Source organism: Cystobacter fuscus (assembly GCF_044360685.1).
GTDB classification, from domain to species: Bacteria; Myxococcota; Myxococcia; order Myxococcales; family Myxococcaceae; genus Cystobacter; species Cystobacter fuscus_C.
Genome location: NZ_CP043491.1, coordinates 9,145,127 through 9,162,633 on the forward strand (window position 1 = coordinate 9,145,127; position 17,507 = coordinate 9,162,633).

At 70.3% G+C, this 17,507-nt stretch carries 10 protein-coding genes; 3 read left to right on the forward strand and 7 right to left on the reverse strand.

Annotated elements, in window-relative coordinates; all coding sequences use genetic code 11:
• Positions 1-2 precede the first annotated feature (2 nt).
• The 3 genes from F0U63_RS37420 to F0U63_RS37430 form a co-directional block, all read right to left on the reverse strand.
• Positions 3-656 (reverse strand): HAD family hydrolase, encoded by a 654-nt coding sequence (locus F0U63_RS37420; protein ID WP_395837735.1) that lies wholly within the window; start codon positions 654-656, stop codon positions 3-5.
• Positions 657-789: 133 nt separating this feature from the next.
• A complete protein-coding gene (gene infC / locus F0U63_RS37425; protein ID WP_395848485.1) occupies positions 790-1,470 on the reverse strand; it encodes a translation initiation factor IF-3 in 681 nt (226 codons plus the stop codon).
• A gap of 330 nt (positions 1,471-1,800) precedes the next feature.
• Complete coding sequence (locus tag F0U63_RS37430) at positions 1,801-2,553, reverse strand: hypothetical protein (protein WP_395837737.1); 753 nt, start codon at positions 2,551-2,553, stop codon at positions 1,801-1,803.
• Positions 2,554-2,677: 124 nt separating this feature from the next.
• On the opposite strand from F0U63_RS37430, the gene F0U63_RS37435 reads away from it, so the two are divergent.
• Positions 2,678-3,946, forward strand: coding sequence for an ATP-binding protein (locus F0U63_RS37435; RefSeq protein ID WP_395837739.1), 1,269 nt, complete (start codon positions 2,678-2,680; stop codon positions 3,944-3,946).
• 64 nt (positions 3,947-4,010) lie between these two features.
• Here F0U63_RS37435 and F0U63_RS37440 read toward each other — a convergent pair whose 3' ends face one another.
• Both F0U63_RS37440 and F0U63_RS37445 read right to left on the reverse strand, forming a co-directional pair.
• Complete coding sequence (locus F0U63_RS37440) at positions 4,011-6,272, reverse strand: M4 family metallopeptidase (RefSeq protein WP_395837741.1); 2,262 nt, start codon at positions 6,270-6,272, stop codon at positions 4,011-4,013.
• A 378-nt stretch (positions 6,273-6,650) separates the two neighbouring features.
• Positions 6,651-8,447, reverse strand: a complete 1,797-nt coding sequence (locus F0U63_RS37445) for a M4 family metallopeptidase (RefSeq protein WP_395837743.1) — start codon at positions 8,445-8,447, stop codon at positions 6,651-6,653.
• Between the two features lie 216 nt (positions 8,448-8,663).
• On the opposite strand from F0U63_RS37445, the gene F0U63_RS37450 reads away from it, so the two are divergent.
• Positions 8,664-10,175, forward strand: a complete 1,512-nt coding sequence (locus F0U63_RS37450) for a Kelch repeat-containing protein (protein ID WP_395837745.1) — start codon at positions 8,664-8,666, stop codon at positions 10,173-10,175.
• A gap of 132 nt (positions 10,176-10,307) precedes the next feature.
• Positions 10,308-14,258 (forward strand): serine/threonine-protein kinase PknK, encoded by a 3,951-nt coding sequence (locus F0U63_RS37455; RefSeq protein ID WP_395837747.1) that lies wholly within the window; start codon positions 10,308-10,310, stop codon positions 14,256-14,258.
• Positions 14,259-14,270: 12 nt separating this feature from the next.
• On the opposite strand, the gene F0U63_RS37460 is transcribed toward F0U63_RS37455, so the two are convergent.
• On the reverse strand, positions 14,271-15,107 hold the full coding sequence (locus F0U63_RS37460; protein ID WP_395837749.1) for a hypothetical protein: 837 nt from the start codon (positions 15,105-15,107) through the stop codon (positions 14,271-14,273).
• Between the two features lie 459 nt (positions 15,108-15,566).
• Positions 15,567-17,387, reverse strand: coding sequence for a hypothetical protein (locus F0U63_RS37465; protein WP_395837751.1), 1,821 nt, complete (start codon positions 17,385-17,387; stop codon positions 15,567-15,569).
• Positions 17,388-17,507 lie beyond the last annotated feature (120 nt).

Below are 17,507 nucleotides of genomic sequence, written 5' to 3' on the forward strand. Positions count from 1 at the left end.
ACTCAGGCCGCGAGCGCCTCGATGGCGGGTCCCACCTCCTCGAGGCGGGACACCACCTTCACCGCCCCCGCCTCCCGCAGGGCCTGTGCATGACCGGGCCAGGTATGGCCACCTCCCGTGAAGCCGATCACCCGCATGCCCGCCGCGACGGCCCCCTCGATGCCGTGTGAGGAGTCCTCGATGACGAGCGTGTCGCGTGGCTCCACCCCGAACACCCGGGCCGCGTGCAGGAAGACATCGGGCGCGGGCTTCGAGCGGCCCAGCTCGGGGGCCGAGAAGATGTGGGGTTGGAAGCGCTCCCAGAGGCCCGTCGCGCTCATGCTGATCTTCAGCCGCGCGGTGCTCGAGTTCGAGCAGACGCAGCGCGGGCCCTGGAGCCGGTCGAGCATCGCGTGCACGCCCGCGATGGGCTTCACGCTCTCCAACCGGCGATCGATTTCGAGCGTCGAGCGCTCACGGAAGTCCGCGGGCAGGGGCCGCCCGAGTTCCTGGTGGATCAGGATCTCGAGCTGCGCGTGGGTCAGCCCGGTGAAGCGGTTGATGGCCTCCTCATGGGTGATGGAGAGGCCCAGCTCGCGCATCATCTCGGCGTAGACCCCCGACGCCAGGATTTCCGAGTCGATCAACACGCCGTCACAGTCGAAGATGGTGAGCATGGCCCTCCTTTTACCGGAGGGAGAACCCGGGCGGACAAGCTTCTTGCCTCTCCGAGCCCTCCCCGGCGCGACGCCGGAAGCGGCTGAGCGTTCAGCGGCTTCCGGCCCACACCGGGAGAGGAACTCGTTCCCCTCAGGGAGCGGCGGTCTGCGCGTCCTGCTCGCCCGCCGTGGGAGCGGAGGACGCGGCGGGCTTGGCCTCGCTCGCCGGCTTCTTGGAGCTGGGGCTCGCCGCAGCCTGCTGCCTCGCCAGCTCGCGAGCACGCTGGGCCACCTTGGGGTTGGGCGCGAGGATCATGAACATCAGGCGCCCTTCCATGCGGGGGGCCTGCTCGACCACGGCCACTTCCTTCAGGTCCTGGATGACGTCCTGAAGGATGGTGGTGCCCTGCTCCTTGTGGGTGATTTCCCGGCCCCGGAACTGGATGACCACCTTCGCCTTGTCGCCATCCTCGAGGAAGCGCCGCACGTTGCGGACCTTGAACTCGTAGTCATGCTCCTCCGTCTTCGGGCGGAGCTTGATTTCCTTGAGGTGGACGACGACCTGCTTCTTCTTGGCTTCCGAGGCCCGCTTCTTCTCCTCGTACTTGAACTTGCCGTAGTCCATGATCTTGCAGACCGGTGGAACGGCCATGGGGCTGATCTCGACCAGATCGAGTCCCTCGGAGCGGGCCCGATCCAGGGCGGCCTCGAGCGGCATGACGCCGAGCTGCGCGCCATCGGGGCCCACCACCCGGACTTCCCGGGCGCGGATACGGCGATTGGTTCTCTGATCGCGGCTACCGCCGCGGCTGCTTCTCTGGTCGCGAATGATGTGACTTACCTCCGAAAAGGGTTTCAGGCCGGTCTCCACGAAGATGGGACAGGCCCCTACAGGACGACAGGGTCCGGGGAACGATGTGAGGCCCCCCGCGAGCGGGAATGCGTTCGGATGCCCGCTCGCCAGCCAGGAGGGAGCGCCCTCGGATGCACGCTCCCCGATGCGGGACGGTCATATCAGGATAACACCGGGACCGTGTGCCCGCCGCGCACAGATCTTGAACCGGGTGACACTCGCTGGATCCACCCCGGACAGGGGTCGCTCCGACCCCTCCCTGGAGCCGTGGGTCTGGCGGGCAGACGGGACGGGCCCCGGACGCACGGCTCAGGCACCCGAGGAGCGCAGCCGGGTCAGCGCCGACTCGACGTACTTGACGCCCTTGGGCGTGAGCGCCTTGCCCTTGGGCGTGTCCTGCGTGAAGCCGGTGTTCAGGCGCAGCGCCTTGGCCGCGTTCGGGGCGGCGTACGCCACGCCGAGCTCCCCCCAGAAGCGCGAGGTGGTCCCCGACGTCACCTCCAGCTCCAGGGACCGGGCGAGGTAGAGCGGAATGAGCGAGCGCAGGAGCTGGTCCTTGTGCCGCCCGGCGGCCACCAGCTCCTCCTGCCTCGGATGAGCCCGGAGCGCGTCCACCAGCGCGCCCACGGCATCCCCGGGCTCGGCGGCCGGGGCCCGCGCCGCGCCAGCCGCCTGACCCCGGGCGGCCTTCTTGTTCCGCTCGGAAGCGGGCTTGCGCACGGCGGTGGGCCCGGTCTTCTTCTTCGGCGTGGCGGCCTTCTTCGCGCGCGGAGCCCGCGGAGGGGCGGCCGGAGCCACCTGCTCCTCCCCGGAGCGCGCCGCCAGGGGGTCCGGACGTCGGGCGGCCAGCGGTGGCACGGGCGGCGGCGGCGCGGCTGGCGCCACGGACTCGAGGACTTCCTGGCGCGGCGCCACCCGGGGAGCGTCCACCGGGGCGGGACGGGACGCATCCGCCGGCTTGCATGGGGTGCGGGCGCGCAGCGTCTCGTAGGCCTCCGCCACCACGCCTCCGAGCCCCACGCGCTCGAGCAACGATTCCAACCACCGAAGACCGTTGAACACCTGGTGCGTCCTCCTTGAGGCGCCGGACTCTACTACATACCTGGGAAGCCACCCGGCCAGACAAGCGGGCCCCGGGCGGATCCCCCTGGGCAGCCTCCATGAGGTCGGGCATCGTTGGAGGGAGATGAAGGTCGCCCCGCCCCACCCGCAGGAGGAAGCGCGCCTCGCGGCGCTGGATGCCCTCGAGATCCTCGACACCCTGCCGGAGGCCGGCTTCGACGATCTCACGCACCTGGCCTCGCGGATGTGCGGAGTGCCCATCGCGCTCGTGTCCCTGGTGGACCACTCCCGGCAATGGTTCAAGTCCCGCGTCGGACTGAAGGCCGAGGAGACCCCGCGCGACATCGCCTTCTGCGCCCATGCCATCCTGGGTGAACAGCCCTTCGTGGTGCCCGACGCATGCCAGGACGAGCGATTTCATGACAATCCGCTCGTCACCGGGGAGCTCCACCTGCGCTTCTACGCGGGCATCCCCATCAAGAGCGTGGGGGGGCACAACATCGGCACCCTGTGTGTCATCGACCAACAGCCGCGCCAGCTCACCGCGGAGCAGGCGGAGCTGCTGGCGGCGATCGGCCGCCAGGTGGAGGCCCAGTTGCAGCTGCGGCTGCGAGTGCGCGAGCTGGAGCGGCGCGAGGAGGAGCTGCGCTCGCAGCGCGACACGCTGGCGAGCCTGCAGCGCCAGAAGGACGGGCTGCTGCAGCGGGTGATGCGCGACTTCAAGGCGCCCCTGTCCAGCATCCTCACCAACGCCACCTTCACGCTCTACCGTCCGCACCTGCCCGAGGAGCTGCAGCGCACCACGCGCGACATCCGCGACGCGGCGGACAATCTGCAGCGCACCGTGTCCAACCTGTTGGACACGAGCGGTGACGAGTCCGCCATCCCCTTCGCCGCGGCCTCCTTCGACGCCCACCTGCTGCTGTCCGAGGTGGCGCGGGACTTCCAGCAACGGCTGGTAAGCTCCCCGCGCCGCTTCATCCAGAGCGTGAAGCTGGTGGAGCCCCTGCTCACCGCGGACCGCGAGCTGCTGCGCCGCACCCTCGCCAATCTGCTGGACAACTCCTTCCAGTACACGGCGCTGGGCAGCAGCAAGATCACGCTCGAGGCCACCAACCCCGAGCCCGGCCTGCTCGAGCTGCGGGTGCGCGACGAGGGCCCCAGCATCGCCCCCTCCGCGCGCGCGCACCTCTTCGAGCCCCACCTGCCCGACGAGCACACCCCCACCTCGGGGCGCTCCGAGGGCGGCAACCGGCTCGCGCTCGCCTTCTGCCGCCGCGCCGTGCAGGCCCATGGGGGATGGATCTGGGTGGAGGACAACCACCCCAAGGGCACGGCCTTCTGCATCCGGTTGCCGCTGCGCCCCCACGGGCCCCTGTTCTCCAAGTCCTGAAAAAGACGACGCCCGGGGGCCATGGGCTCCCGGGCGTCCGGACGTCACGACGTGTGCCGGAGGGTTAGTAGGCGCCCTTCATCGTCACGTTGGTGTAGGCGCTGAAGCCGTACGAGCACGCGTACCAGGTGCCTGCGGCCGGGTTCTTGATGGTGCAGAGTTCGCTGTTGCCGGTCTTGTACGAACGGCAGGCGTAGGAGCCGGTGGTGGGCTGCGAGCCCTGCCTCACGTACAGGTCCGCGTCTCCCGTGGTGCCCGTCTTGCCCGTCTGGGTGAAGACGACCGAGGTCTTCCCGCTCGGCACGCTCAGCGTGAAGCACGTCCACGAACCCTTGGCGCCCGAGTACGAGGCCGTCTCCACGCCGTTGGTCAGCACGTTGCCGCCGCCCCCATCACCACCGCCGGAGCCCGAGTAGGCGCCCTTGAGGCTCATGCCCGAGGCGTCGGAGTAGCCGTAGATCTTCACGTAGTACGTCCCGGCCTGGGGGCTGGCGATGGTGCAGTTCTCCGTGTTGCCTCCCTTGTACGGCCGACAGTCGTACGAGGAGGAGGAAGGCTCGGCGCCGAACTTCACGTACATGTCGCCGTCACCCGTGCCACCGCTCAGGTCGAACGTCAGGTTGGTGGCGCCAGCGGGAACGGCCAGCGTGTAGATGCAGCTCCAGGAGTCCCCACTGACGGAGATGCCCGTCACCGCCACACCGTTGGAGAGCGCCACCTGCGTCGTGCAGGGAGGCGGCGGGGGGATGCCCACGCCCACGGCCGTCAGGGAGGCCGTCACCGCGGCCACTTCCGCCGAATCCGTGCCGTAGAGCGCCGTGGCGGCCTGCTCGAGGTAGGTCTTCGCCTGGGCGTAGTTGGTGGAGGCGGTGAAGAAGTCCGTGTTGGCCTTGTAGTAGATGGCGCCGGCCTTCTGCACGCCGATGGCGGGGACGACCGTGGTGGACTTGCCGCGCGGGTGCGTGCCGCCCTTGGACAGCAGCGTGAAGGCCAGGTTGGCGATGCCCGAGCTGTAGTGCACGTCCTTGCTGCCCGCGCTGCTGGTCCAGTAGTCCAGCGAGGAGCCGTCCTTGGCCGGGTCGTACATGTAGCGCAGGGCGTCGTTCGGGATGGCCGGGGTCCAGATGTCATCCCCCACCATGAACACCTCATTCGTGGTGGCCCAGGTGCCCGAGGCGTAGCTCTCGCAGTAGGCGCCGAAGATGTCGCTCATCGCCTCGTTGAGGCCGCCGGACTCACCCGAGTAGGTGAGGTTGGACTCGTGCTCGGTCACCGCGTGGGTGAGCTCGTGCGTGGTCACGTCCGCGGACAAGCCGAGCATGGTCGAGTCCGTGCCGTTGCCATCGCCGTACACCATCTGGGTGCCGTCCCAGTAGGCGTTCACGTAGTTGGTGCTGTAGTGCACCGTGCTGATGAGCGTGGCCCCCGCGTTGTCGAGCGAGTCACGGCCGAAGTTGTTCTTGTAGCAGTCGTAGGTGGCACCCAGCTTGTCGTAGTTGACGTCGACATGGGTGTCACCCGTGGCGGCCTGACCCTCGGAGCGCTTGAGCGTGCCCGGGGTGCTGCTGGTGTTGTTGGCCGAGTACACCTTGCGGTTGAGCGCGGTGTGGATGTTCGTGGTGCGTCCCAGGATGGAGCCGTCGCGCGCGCTCACGAAGACGTGATCACTCACCGGCAGCAGGGCGCCCTCGCCCGTCACCACCACCTCATAGGCCAGTTGCAGCCGGGCGCCCGCGGGGCGGTAGTAGACGAGCTGGGCGCTCCCGGCGTTCAGCCCGGTGCCCTCGGTGTGGCGCAGGGCGGACTGGGTGGCCGCCTCGCGGGAGACGCGCGCCACGGCCGGGACGTTCTCTCCATCGCGCGCCGTGCCGTTGACCGCGTAGACGTGGCCCTCGGGATCCACGTGGACGACGAGCTCCTCGCCCACCACCGGCAGGCCATTCTTCGTCTGGGCATAGCGCACGTGCGTGTGGCCCTGGGCGTCCACGCGGGTGCGCCGCACCACCAGGTCCGCCGCCTGCAGACGGAAGATGGGGGCGATGCGGTTGAGCGCGTCGCCCAGCTGGGCGCGCACGTCACCGGCCGCGAGCCCCCTCAAGGCCTGGCCCGTGGAGCCGAAGTCACCCCGGACGTAGAAGGGAATCACTCCGTCCTCGTGCTTGCCGACGACCTGCACGCCCGGGATGACGCTCAGCGCGGACTTCACGTCGGCCGAGGACAGGGTGCCAATCTCGTCGGTGCTCTCCGGCGCCGCGTTCGTGCCCTCCACGTCGCACGCCGCGAGGGGCAAGGCGAGGAGCGCGGTCAGAATCCGATGACGAACCAAGGGCAAACCTCCTGCTGGCCGGTGACGGAGATGCCACCGCGGCCGCTCCCGGGTTCGAGCAGAATCCATGCCATTTGCTAAAGAGCCGCAAGTCCATCTAATGATTGGGGGTGCGAGCACATCCCCTGGTGCATGGATGTCGCAGTCGGCCCCCGAATCTGTATGGAACCTTGACATCCAAGCCGCCAACCCCCTGGAAGTGCGGGAGAATCCGGCGGTGCACCCCCCTGTCCTGACTCAGGACATGTCCAGTAGATCTTGACACCAGCCCCAGAGTGCCCCCAGGCCATGGGCCGCTCACGGGAGTCCCCAAAGACAACCGGCGCGACCGCCAGGAGAGGCGACCGCGCCGGAAGGGATGCGGCGGAGCGTCCGGGCCTACTGCGCGGAGCTCGCCTTGAGGGTCACGCCGGAGTAGGCCGAGTAGCCGCGGATCAGGACGTAGTACGTGCCCTGCCTGGCCGGGTTGAAGGAGCAGGACTCGCTGTTGCCCGAGGCGTAGGGGCGGCAGTCGTAGCTCGTCGTGGTGGGCGCGCTGCCGAACTTCACGTACAGGTCGGCGTCACCCGAGCCGCCGGACATCTCGAACTTGATGGCGGTCGCCCCCGCCGGCGTGACGAAGCTGTAGTTCGTCGAGCTGCTCCGGGCGCCGGAGAGGTTGGTCAGGGTGGAGAACGCCGTCCACACCGGGGCGGGCGCCACGCCCACCGCGCTCCAGGCCTCGTTGACCGAGGTGACGGCGCTCGAGCCCGCGCCGTAGAGATCGGCGGCGGCCTGCGCCGTGGCGGTGCGCGCGTCGGCGAAGGTGCTGCTCGGGGTCAGGTACACCGTGTTGGCGCGGTAGAAGATGGCCGCGCCCTTCTGGATGCTGTTGTAGGCGTCGGCCGCGTCGAGTGCCGGCACCACGTTGCTCGTCTTGCCGCGCGGGTGGGTGCCGCCGGAGACCATCAGGTGGAAGGCCAGGTTGGCGATGCCCGAGTTCCAGTGCACGCCGCCGTTGTCCGAGGTGCCCGTGTAGCGCGTCGGGTAGTAGTCGTAGTCCCCCGCGGTGGCCGGATCGTTCATGTAGCGCAGCGCATCGCCCGGGGTGGCCGGGGTCCAGCACTCCTCGCCAATCTTCCACGTGTTGGCGCTGACCGCGCCGTCCCGGTACGCCTCGATGGCGGCGCCGAAGACGTCGGACATGGCCTCGTTGAGGGCGCCCGACTCGTTCGAGTAGATGAGATCCGAGGAGGTGTCGGTGACGGCGTGGGTGAGCTCATGGCCCACCACGTCGAGCACCGTCAGCGGCGAGGAGTCCACGCCATCGCCGTCTCCGTAGACCATCTGCGTGCCGTCCCAGTACGCGTTCACGTAGTTCTTGCTGTAGTGGACGGACGAGCTGAGGGTGCCACCGGTGCCGTTGTAGCTGTCACGGCCGAACTTGCTGAAATAGAAGTCGTACGTGATGCCCGCGTTGTCGTGGGCCATGTCCAGCACCGCGTCCCCCGAGGGCCCCTGCCCCTCCGAGCGCACCAGCGTACCGGGCAGCGTCGTGCGGGTGCCGGCGGTATAGGTCTTGCGGTTGCGCGCCGTCTTCAGGTTGTCGAACTGCTGGACGAGCTCACCCGTGTGCGCGTCGATGAAGAGGTTGGGCATCGAGGGCTCGCCCTTGGCAGTGACCGTCTCGAGCTGCACCCGCCAGGTCAGCCGGGCCCCCTTGCTGTCGGGGAGGATCTGCAGGTCCGCCTTGGGCGCGGCGCCCAGCAGGCTCGGGCCGCCCGCGTGGCCCACCGCCAGTTGCGTGGCCTCGTCCGCGCGCAGCCGCGGGGTGGTGTCGACCTTGAGGCCGCGGGCGAGCCGATCCGTGATGGACGCGATGGAGCCATCCCCCTTGAGGTGGACGATGGCCTGGGCGCCGAACACCGGCACGCCCTTGAAGGTCTGCGACAGGCGCTCGTGCTTCTGGCCGCGCGAGTCGACCAGCGCGCGCTTGAAGGACAGCTCCCCCGCCTCCTGGAGGAACTCGGGACGCTGCGCCTTGAGCTGCCTCAGGCCCTGTCCGTCATCGACCTGGGAGACCAGGCTGCTGTCCTGCTCTCCCAGGGAGGTCTGGGTGTCGGCATCCATGTCGACACCGCAAGCACTGCCCAGGAGCACGAAGGGGAGGACGGAGACGAGTCGGCGAATACGCATTGCGGGTTCCTCCGGTTCGACACGATGTCGACCTTTCTCCTCACTTTCCAAGAATTCGGAATTACTGTCAAATCACAATTTTCTCGTAGTACGGAATTGTGTGGACAGCTCGCCCCCTCTGCCACCAGGGAGGCGTCACGTGGCGGCGAGGTGGCCGTCCACGCGGAGCCGGGTCCGCGCGCAGCGGCCCGGCCATACCCAGAGGGGGGAAAATCGATGAGGAAGTCACGAAGACTGTCGGCCGCGCCCGCGCTGTGGCTGGGGGCAGCGCTCACACTCACCACGGGATGCCCGGGGCTCCAGGAGCCCACCCTCGGCGTCGGCTACCGGTCCACGACCAGCCTGTCCGGTGGAGAGGACGTGAGGTTGAGCGTCTCCTACGAAGTGGGAGCGCCCTTCACCCTCCACTGGACGGCCACGGCCGGCACCGTGAAGCCGCATGATGCCGAGTCATCCGTCACCGCAGACTGGAAGGCCCCCAACTGCATCCCGGAGGGCGCGCCGATGCCCGTCGTGACGGCGACGCTCACCGATGAGCGGGGGCGGAGCGCGTCCGCCGAGTTCCACTTCCAGGAGACCGAGCTGTTCCGCTGCGCGGTGAACGAGAGCGCGCCCATGAGCCGGCCCCGTGTGGGCCACACGGCCACGCGGCTCGCCTCGGGCCAGGTGCTCGTGGTGGGAGGCGTGTCCGAGTTCGTCAACACCCAGACTCCGGCCGAGGCCGCCGTTCCCTCCGTCCTGGAGTCCTCCGCCGAGCTGTATGAGCCCTCGACCCAGACGTGGGCGCCCACCGGAGCGCTGAGCCAACCCCGCTTCGAGCACCAGGCCCACCTGCTTGCCTCCGGCGAGGTGCTCGTCGTCGGCGGGCGCTGGGCCGCCGAAGGCTCCTCCGAGCCGCGAGCCGCCACCAGCCTGGAACTCTACGCGCCCTCGGCGGGCACGTGGACGGTGGTCTCGGAGCTGGGGGAGATGACGCACTTGAAGCACTCCGTCCTGCTCGAGTCCGGAAAGGTCCTCCTGCTGGGACTGGATGCGGCGGGACAGCCGCGCAGCGCGCTCTATGACCCGGAGGAGAACGCCTGGAGCCCGGCCGCCGCGCTCCCCTCCGGAGTCGCCCTGGACGACGCCCTCCTTCTGCCCTCGGGCAAGGTCCTGGTGGTCGGCACGCGCACCCTCCCCGGCCGGAACGGGTCCCCTCCCGACACCGCCTCGGGCGCATGGAGCTACAACCCTGGCACCAACACCTGGATGACCCTGGGCGGGCCGAGGATGACGGAGAAGGCCGTCGACATGTCGCTCGCCCTGCTCTCCTCCGGCAAGGTGCTGTGCCTCTACCGGAAGCATCCGCGAGGGAGCGTGTCCGCGGAGTTCTACCAGCCCGAGTCGAATACCTGGATTCCCGCGCAGGATGCGACGTCGGCCACTCCCGCCCGCTTCGCCCTCCACCCGCTGCACTCGGGCCAGGTGCTCTTCGGCACCGACGCCTCGGAGTGGAGGATGCGTGCGTTCGACCCGTTCAAGACGAACTGGAATCTGGTGGGTCACCTGCCCGGGGCGCTTCCCTGGAGAGTGACCGTGACGCCGCTGACCTCGGATCAGACGCTGTTCGTGGGCGGCCAGCTGCATACCGGGCAGCCTCTCTCGACGACTCCCCAGCGCACCGTCTGGCTGCACGGCCCCCGCTCTCTCCCTGAAACTGTCGGGCGGCGGTCGGTTGACTGTCCGTGAAGAGGGCCGCCCCGGGAGCGGTCGGATCCCGAGTCAGCCAATCCTGGCAGAATCCCCGTCGTGATGCGTTGCCAGACTTGCGGACGACGATGGGCGGGAACCCACACGGACTGTCCTCGTGGAGACCCCCCCATGGAAGAGCCGCACCTCGCGCGTGAACGCGCCCCGCCCCCGTTCGCCATTGCCGGCTACCACCTGGAAGAGGTGATGGCGCGGGGGGGCTTCGGCACACTCGTGCTCGCGCGCCGGGAACAGGACGGGGAGCGGGTGGCCCTCAAGGTGGCCCACCCGGAGTCCCCACTGGCGTGGGCGCAGCTGCACCGGGAAGCCGCCGTGCTGCGCGCCCTGGGGCCCCCCACCGTCCCCGAGGTGTATGAGGTGGGCACCTTCTTCGCCAAGGACGTGCCGTACATCGCCATGCAGCTCATCGCCCAGCCCACGCTGGCCGAGCTGCTGGCACGGCGGGGCGGCCCCCTGCCCACCGACATGTTCGCCCGATGTGCCCTGGCCCTGGTGGAAGCACTGGCGGTGGTGCACGCGCGCGGCTTCGTCCACGGCGATCTCAAACCGGAAAACATCTATTACGACGACACGACGGGCCGGGCCGGCTTCTTCGACTTCGGCCTGTCGCGCGCGCTGCACGTCCCGGTGGAGTCGATGCCCGAGGGCACCGGGTTCATCCCCTCCGAAGGCGCCTTCGCGGGAACGGCCGAGTACATGGCGCCCGAGCAATGCGAGGGGCGAGCGGACCTGGACGCGCGCGCGGACCTCTACGCCCTGGGCGTCATCCTCTACGAGATGCTCACCGGACAGCCGCCCTTCTTCGGCCAGCAAGCGGAGGTGCTCCAGGCCCACGTCTCGCGCCGTCCCCTCCGGCCCGGAGAGCTGGCCCCCGTCCCCGAGTCGCTCGAGCAGGTGGTGTTGCGCTGCCTCGTCAAGGAGCGCGACCGGCGCTTCGGGCGCGCGGAGGACGTCGGAGGCGCGCTCCGGGAGGCCCTGTCCCGCGAGGAGCAGCCGCGCCCTCGCGCCCTGACGCCCCCACCCCACCTGCGGCTGGTGCACCCCGTGCCCCGCCGGCGCACCGTCGCGGTGCTCTTCTTCCGCTCCGTCGCCACCCCCGTCACCCTCCAGAAGGTGCTCGCCAGTTTCGGCGGACACCTGGCCTTCCACGAAGACACCCGGTTCGCCGGCGTGTTCGATCCGGACGCGGGCGACAAGCCCCAGCAGCGCGCCCTGCGTGCCGCGGAGGGACTCGTGACCCAGGAGCTGGCGACGGCCACGCTGTTGGATCTGCTGTCCGTGGTGGTCCAGCCGCGCCCCGGAGGTCCACCGCGCTACCTGGGCAATGCCCTCTCCCGGAACGAACACGAGCTCGGACAGGACGACGACCCTCCCCTCCTGCTCACCCGTGTCGCGGTGGATGCCCTGCCCGAGAAGCGGTGCGTCCCCGTCCCCGAGCGGCCAGGTCTCTTCCGGATCGCCACGCTCGCGGTCGCCCCCCAGGAGGTCACCGACCTGAGCCTCGAGAGCGGGGAGCTGGTGGGCCGCGACGAGGAGCTCGCGCAACTGGAGCACAGCGCGAGCCTGGCCCTGGAGGAGCAGGCGCCCACGCTCGTCACCGTGGTGGGGGACTGGGGCCTCGGCAAGAGCCACCTGGGCGCCACCCTCGTCCAACGGCTCCAGGTCCGGCTGCCCCACGCGCGGGTGTACTCCTGGCGGGCCCGGCAACCCATCCAGGGCAGCCTGGAGGGCTCGCTGCGCATGCTGATCCGCGCCGCGCTCGGCCGCGCCTGGCTGGAGAAGCAGCTCCCCGAGGAGCTCGGCCGGGCCACCTGCCTCGAGTTGCTGGGGCCCGGGCTGTGCACGGAGCTGTGGCCCGGCGTGGCCTCCGCCCTGGGCTGGCTGACCCACACGGCCTCCGAGGTGCGCAGCCGGGCCGCGGCGCCCGGTGCGCTGCGCTCGCTGGCCATGCGCGCCGCGGGCGAGCTGCTGGCCGCGCGCGCCCGCCGCCAGCCCCTGTGCTTCATCCTCGACGATGCCCACTACGCCGAGGAGACGGTCCTGGACGCGCTGGAGTACGCGACACGCGCCGGCACCCGCCATCCCCTCTGGGTGTGCGTGCTGGCCCGCTCGGGCTTCGCGCGGGGCCGTCCCTCCTCGGGCACGCGCGCCGAGCACCACCGCCGCCTCGAGCTTGAGCCCCTGTCCCTGGCCAGCGCGATGGAGCTGTGCCGCCAGCACCTCCACCCGGCGGAGAACATCCCCGCCGAGGCACTGGCGCGGCTCGCCCACCACGCCCAGCGCGTTCCCCTGCTCATCGTGGAGCTGATGCGGGGCCTCAAGCGTCAGGGACTGGTGCGCCAGCACTCCAGTGGTGGCAGCTGGTACCTGGCCACGGACGAGCTGGACCGGATTCCGGAGCTGCACCTGGTGGAGTGGCTGGTGGAGCGCGAGCTGAACACCCTGCCCGTGGAGCTCGCCGCGCACGCGCGGCTGTGCGCGCTGCTCGGCCCGGACTTCACCCTCGAGGAGACCGAGGACGTGGTGCGGGAGCTGGATCGCGACGGGGGCGCGCAGGACTTCCCGTTGGATCCCCGCCACGCCACCCGCCGGCTGCTGGAGCTGGGACTCCTGGTGGATGACGGCAGGGGCAACCTCGGCTTCCGCAACGAGCTGCTGCGCACCACGGTGGCACGCTCCCTGCCCAAGCAGGATCAAACGCGCATCCACCGGGCGGCCTACCGCCACCACAGGCGCGAGCTGCGGAGCGGGGAACGCCAGCGCATGCCCCGGCTGGCCCACCACGCCGCCGCCGCCGGCCTGCGCCAGGAGGCCGCCGCGATCTACGCCGACCTGGCGGATTCCGCCCGTGCGCGCCACGCCTACCTGGAGGCCGAGTCCACCTACACCCGGAAACTGGAGCTGTTGGAAGAGGGGGATGATTGGCGCCGCCGCCTCGCCCTGCGCGGACGGGGCCTCATGCGCTACCGCGTGGGGCGCTACGAGGACTCGCTGGCGGACTTCGCCGAGGCCAGGAAACTGGCCCAGCGCATGGGGGCCGTGGGCGAGGAGGTGGGACTGCTGCTGGACGAGTCCATGGCCCTGGACTGGATGAACGACTATGGCCGTTCCGAGGCCCGGGTCGTGGAGGCGCGGCGGCTGCTGCTCTCCGCCGGACTGTGCTCCGCCCTGCTCGAGGCGCGGGTGCTGCTGGGACTGGGGCGCGCGCAGCTGCGCAAGGGCCTCTGGGAGGAAGCCCGTGCCCTTCTGGAGGAGGCCGCCACGCGCGCGCGCGGGTTGGGCGACGCCGGGTACGAGTCGCTGGTGGTGTCCCTGTTGCTGCTGGCCGCCATCCTCCCCACGCTGGGCCGCATCGACGAGGCCGGACTCATCTTCGAGGAGGTCATCGCCGCGTGCGACCGGCGGGGAGACCGGCTCCACCTGGGCAGCGCCATCAACAACCGCCGCAACCTCTGGGTGGCGCGCGAGGACTTGCAGAGCGCGTTGAGGGACCAGGAGCGCGTCATGCAACTGGGGCGCGAGCTGGGCATGGTGGGCTGGGAGTACTTCGCCGAGTACAACATGGGGGAGTTGCTCTACCAGGCGGGAGACACACGGGCGGCGCGGCCCCACATCACCCGCGCCATCGAGCTGGAGCGGCGCTATCCGGAGGTGGCGCCCCGGCCTTGGGCCTTGTTGCTGGAGGCGCGGGTGCTGGCGTTCTCCGGGGAGGACGCGCGGGCCCGCGAGGTGTTCACCGCGGTGAGCCAGGAGGTGGAGCGCGTCGGGGCCCGCTTCAGTCCCGCCGAGGAGGTGCTCCTGCACTCGGTGGAGCTGGCCACCCGCGAGGCGAGCCCCGAGGAATGGCGCGAGCTCCAGACCCGTTGTGACCGGTGCTCGACGGAGCAGGAGCCGCTGGAGGTGCTGGAGCTGCGAGCCCTGGCGCGGCTACGCCGGGGCGGGCGCGAGGAGGCGGTGAGCCTGCTGGAGGAGGCCCTGCGCCGCGCCGCCCTCATTCCCAATCTCATGCGGGCACGGCTGCGGCATAGCCTGGAGCGGGCGAGCCTCCCGGAAACGGCGTGAGCACGCCTGTCTTCACCGGCTGGCGCCGCAGTCACTGCAGTTGTTGTAATGCGACCCGGAGCCGCACGACTCCGACACCTGGCAGACGCCATCCCCGCACTTGTAGATGTCCGTGGCCCGGAGGCGGGTGGTGAGCGGGGCGTACGTCTTCCCGCCATAGGTGCATTGCGTGTAGTAGGTCCTCGTGGAGTCGAACGTGCAGTAGATCGCGCAGGGGCCCACGTGGACGAGCGGCGGGCACTCCACGCTCACGCCGTAGTCCTGGGAAGCGAGCCCACAGGCCCGGAGACTGCTCTGCGTTCCATCCAGGTTGGAGCCCCGGCAGACATACGCGGAGCCCCCCGCGGCCAGGTTTCCGAAGAAGGCCCCCTCCAACACGGAGAACGTGGTGAGTTCGTTGGTCTCCCGGGGGAGGGCAATCCCCTTGGCATTCAGGCCCTGCACCGAGACGAGCACCTGCAGGCCGTACTTGTTGACGTGGGCCGCCAGACAGGCCGTGAGGAGCTGCTGCTCCCGCTCCGTCGCGGGCAGCCCGCTGGCCCAGTCCGGCGTGAGCCCGAGCACCCCATTCCAGGTATAGCTCACCTTGGTGAGTGGGTTGGTCCACGTGCGGCCCTGTCCGCTCTGCACCGCGCAGCCGACCACGTACCTCATGACCATGCTGGAGTAGCCCTCCGGGTTGGCATTGAACCAATCCTTGAACGTCGCGCTACTCAGCCCGCTCGTCATCAACCCATTCATGATGAGCCCATTGGTGGAGAGCCCATTCATGATGAGCCCATTCATGATGAGCCCATTGGGAGTCATGCTGTTGGTGGACCACAATGGATTCTCCACCGTGCTGGACAACCCTGGCTCCTGGCCAGGCGGCTCCACTTCGCTGTGGCCACAGCCAGGACTCGCCGCCCAGAGAAAGAGCACCTGGGCTCCGAGGAGCAGCGCCCTCCATGCCCGGGAACGCGCGAGCCGACCCATGAGCGAAACGCTCTCATCTCCACTTGCAGGCTTCATGACTCCATCCCCCCATTGACAGACAGAAAACCACGCGGCCCCCGCCAAGGCCTTCTCGGGTGAGCCCGGAAGGAAATTCCCAGCTCAACCAGGAATACAGACTAACCCCAAAAAACACGTCCCCCCAGGACAGGGCCCTGCCAAGTGTCTCTTTTGAGATAAGGCACACGCGATTGTCGTCCAGGCGGCAGGAGCACTGCCCGTGGGGGTCGGGGAGCGCACAGCCCGCGACACCCGCCGGACAGAGCGCCCAGCACCCGCGGACAGGCGCTGGGAGCGGGGCGTGGACGAGGGGCCCTACCGCGCGCCGCCCGGCCACACGGGAGCGTCCGCTTCGTCCGCGGGCCAGGGCGTGCCCCGGTTGCCGGCAATCTCGCGGCCCTCGGGGTCGGTCACGAAGTTGCCCACATCCCCGAACGCCCGCTCGGCATTCACCCGGCCCCCACTGCGGCGCATGGGCCCGAGCACCGTCCCGCGCCGCACCGCGACCACGTCGTGCGGCCCCGGCCTCAAGTCCACGAGCGCCCCCTTGCGCGCGGCGTCCAGCAACTGCTGCTCGTTGCCAATCGGGTCGGCCACCGTCTTGGCCTTGAACGTCCACACCAACAGACTCGTCGGCTCGCGCCCGGCGAACGCCTGCTCGAGCAGATCCCTGCCGCCGAAGAACTGCTTGCCGATGTCGTTCTGGTTCACCGGCCCCGCCATCAGACACACGCCCCCGCGGAGATCACACCCCTCGGGAATCTCCGTCGTGCCGGCCACCTCGGCCACCAGCGCGCCACGGGCCGCCGCCGCCCCGAAGGCACGCACCGCGTGGGCGAAGGACAGCCCCGAGCGCTCCACCTCGCGGCGCGACAGCCCTCCCACGTAGATGCGTTGGCCCGCCAGCGCGAAGGCCTTGCGCCCCCGCGCGCTGTTGCGCGAGAGCGCACGCCCGAGCGCCAGGTCCGCCCACAGCGGCAGCCGGGCGATGATCTTGTCGGTGATTCGCTCCAACTCCTCGCGCACCTCGCGCAACCGCTCCCTGCCCTGGGGCGTGAGCACATCGATGCGCTCGAGCAGCATCAGCTCCTTGGCCCGCTCGCGCGACACCCCGGTGAACCGGACGAAGGCATTGTAGGCCGCGCGGCCCGCCTGCACCGTCAGCTCGTCGGGCACGTCCAGGGGCTGGCGCGTCTGATAGGCCGCGGGGGCGCTCGGCTCGGCGTTGACGCCGGGTTGGATGCGCTCGCTGCGCAGGGCGAGCAGCGCCGCGCCCAGGCGCCGCGCCGTGGCGCGCTCCATCGGCACGCGCTCCGCCTCGGGCACGTGGCCCACCTGGGCCACCAGCGACACGCGCCAGCCCGCCGCGCGCTCCGCCGGGGTGAGCCCCACCAGGGTCTCCAGCTCCCGCAGGGCCGCCGCGTCCGCGGGCCGCTCGAAGGGCGCCAGGAAGACCTGGGCGGCCCGGGTCCCCGCGGAGGCGATCACCGCCGCGCGCTCCATGGCGTCCGCGAGCACGCCCAGGTGCAGCTCCTTGAGGTAGCCGACGGTGGGGATGTCGTCCGCGTGGCGGAAGCGCTTGGCCCAGGCACGCAGCGGCACGGTGAGCAGGCTGGTCAGGGGCTTGTGGCCGACGAAGGTGAGCAGGAAGGTGAAGGGGGTGCGGTAGGGGCGCGCGAGCACGACGTGGGTGAAGGCGGCGCCGTCGAGCACGGGGGCCTCCGCGCGGCCGATGCGCCGCAGCAGGGAGGCGGCCCGCGCGGAGTCCTCGGGGCCGAGGAGCACCTCGCGCTGCCCGCGGAAGTTGGTGGACTGCCTCGCGGAGAGCACCCCGAGAGAGCACTCCTCGAAGAGCTCGCGCTCGGTGGGGGCGGGGCCCGGGACGAAGCGGGACGGCCTCGGCCGCGAGAGCAGCGACAGCAGCGTGCCGGCCTCTTCCCGGGAGAGCGAGACGCGAGTGCGGTAGCCGACGGGCGAGGCGGACTCGAGCGACTCGGGCAGGTGGTAGCGCGTGCGCTTCTCGCCGGGCGCGGCGAAGCGCGCGGCGCGCCGGACACCGGACTCGGACGGGGGAACGGGAATCGTCACCAGCTCGAGCGGCTTGCTCGCGGGCGACTCGTCGACAGGGGTGGGCATCCTCATGGGGCCGAGAATGGCAGCGGCGGGCGTGGGCTGTCTCGGGTTCGTGAGCAACGAGACTCGAGGGGCTGGCGAAACCAGACAGTGCGGCCCGCCCGCGCCAAGGCAGCGGGGCCC

Excerpts from the sequence above, each read along its gene's own strand:
- F0U63_RS37420 (WP_395837735.1), bottom strand. The coding sequence starts at position 656 with ATGCTCACCATCTTCGACTGTGACGGCGTGTTGATCGACTCGGAAATC.
- F0U63_RS37435 (WP_395837739.1), top strand. The coding sequence starts at position 2,678 with ATGAAGGTCGCCCCGCCCCACCCGCAGGAGGAAGCGCGCCTCGCGGCG.
- F0U63_RS37445 (WP_395837743.1), bottom strand. The coding sequence starts at position 8,447 with ATGCGTATTCGCCGACTCGTCTCCGTCCTCCCCTTCGTGCTCCTGGGC.
- F0U63_RS37450 (WP_395837745.1), top strand. The coding sequence starts at position 8,664 with ATGAGGAAGTCACGAAGACTGTCGGCCGCGCCCGCGCTGTGGCTGGGG.
- F0U63_RS37455 (WP_395837747.1), top strand. The coding sequence starts at position 10,308 with ATGGAAGAGCCGCACCTCGCGCGTGAACGCGCCCCGCCCCCGTTCGCC.
- F0U63_RS37465 (WP_395837751.1), bottom strand. The coding sequence starts at position 17,387 with ATGCCCACCCCTGTCGACGAGTCGCCCGCGAGCAAGCCGCTCGAGCTG.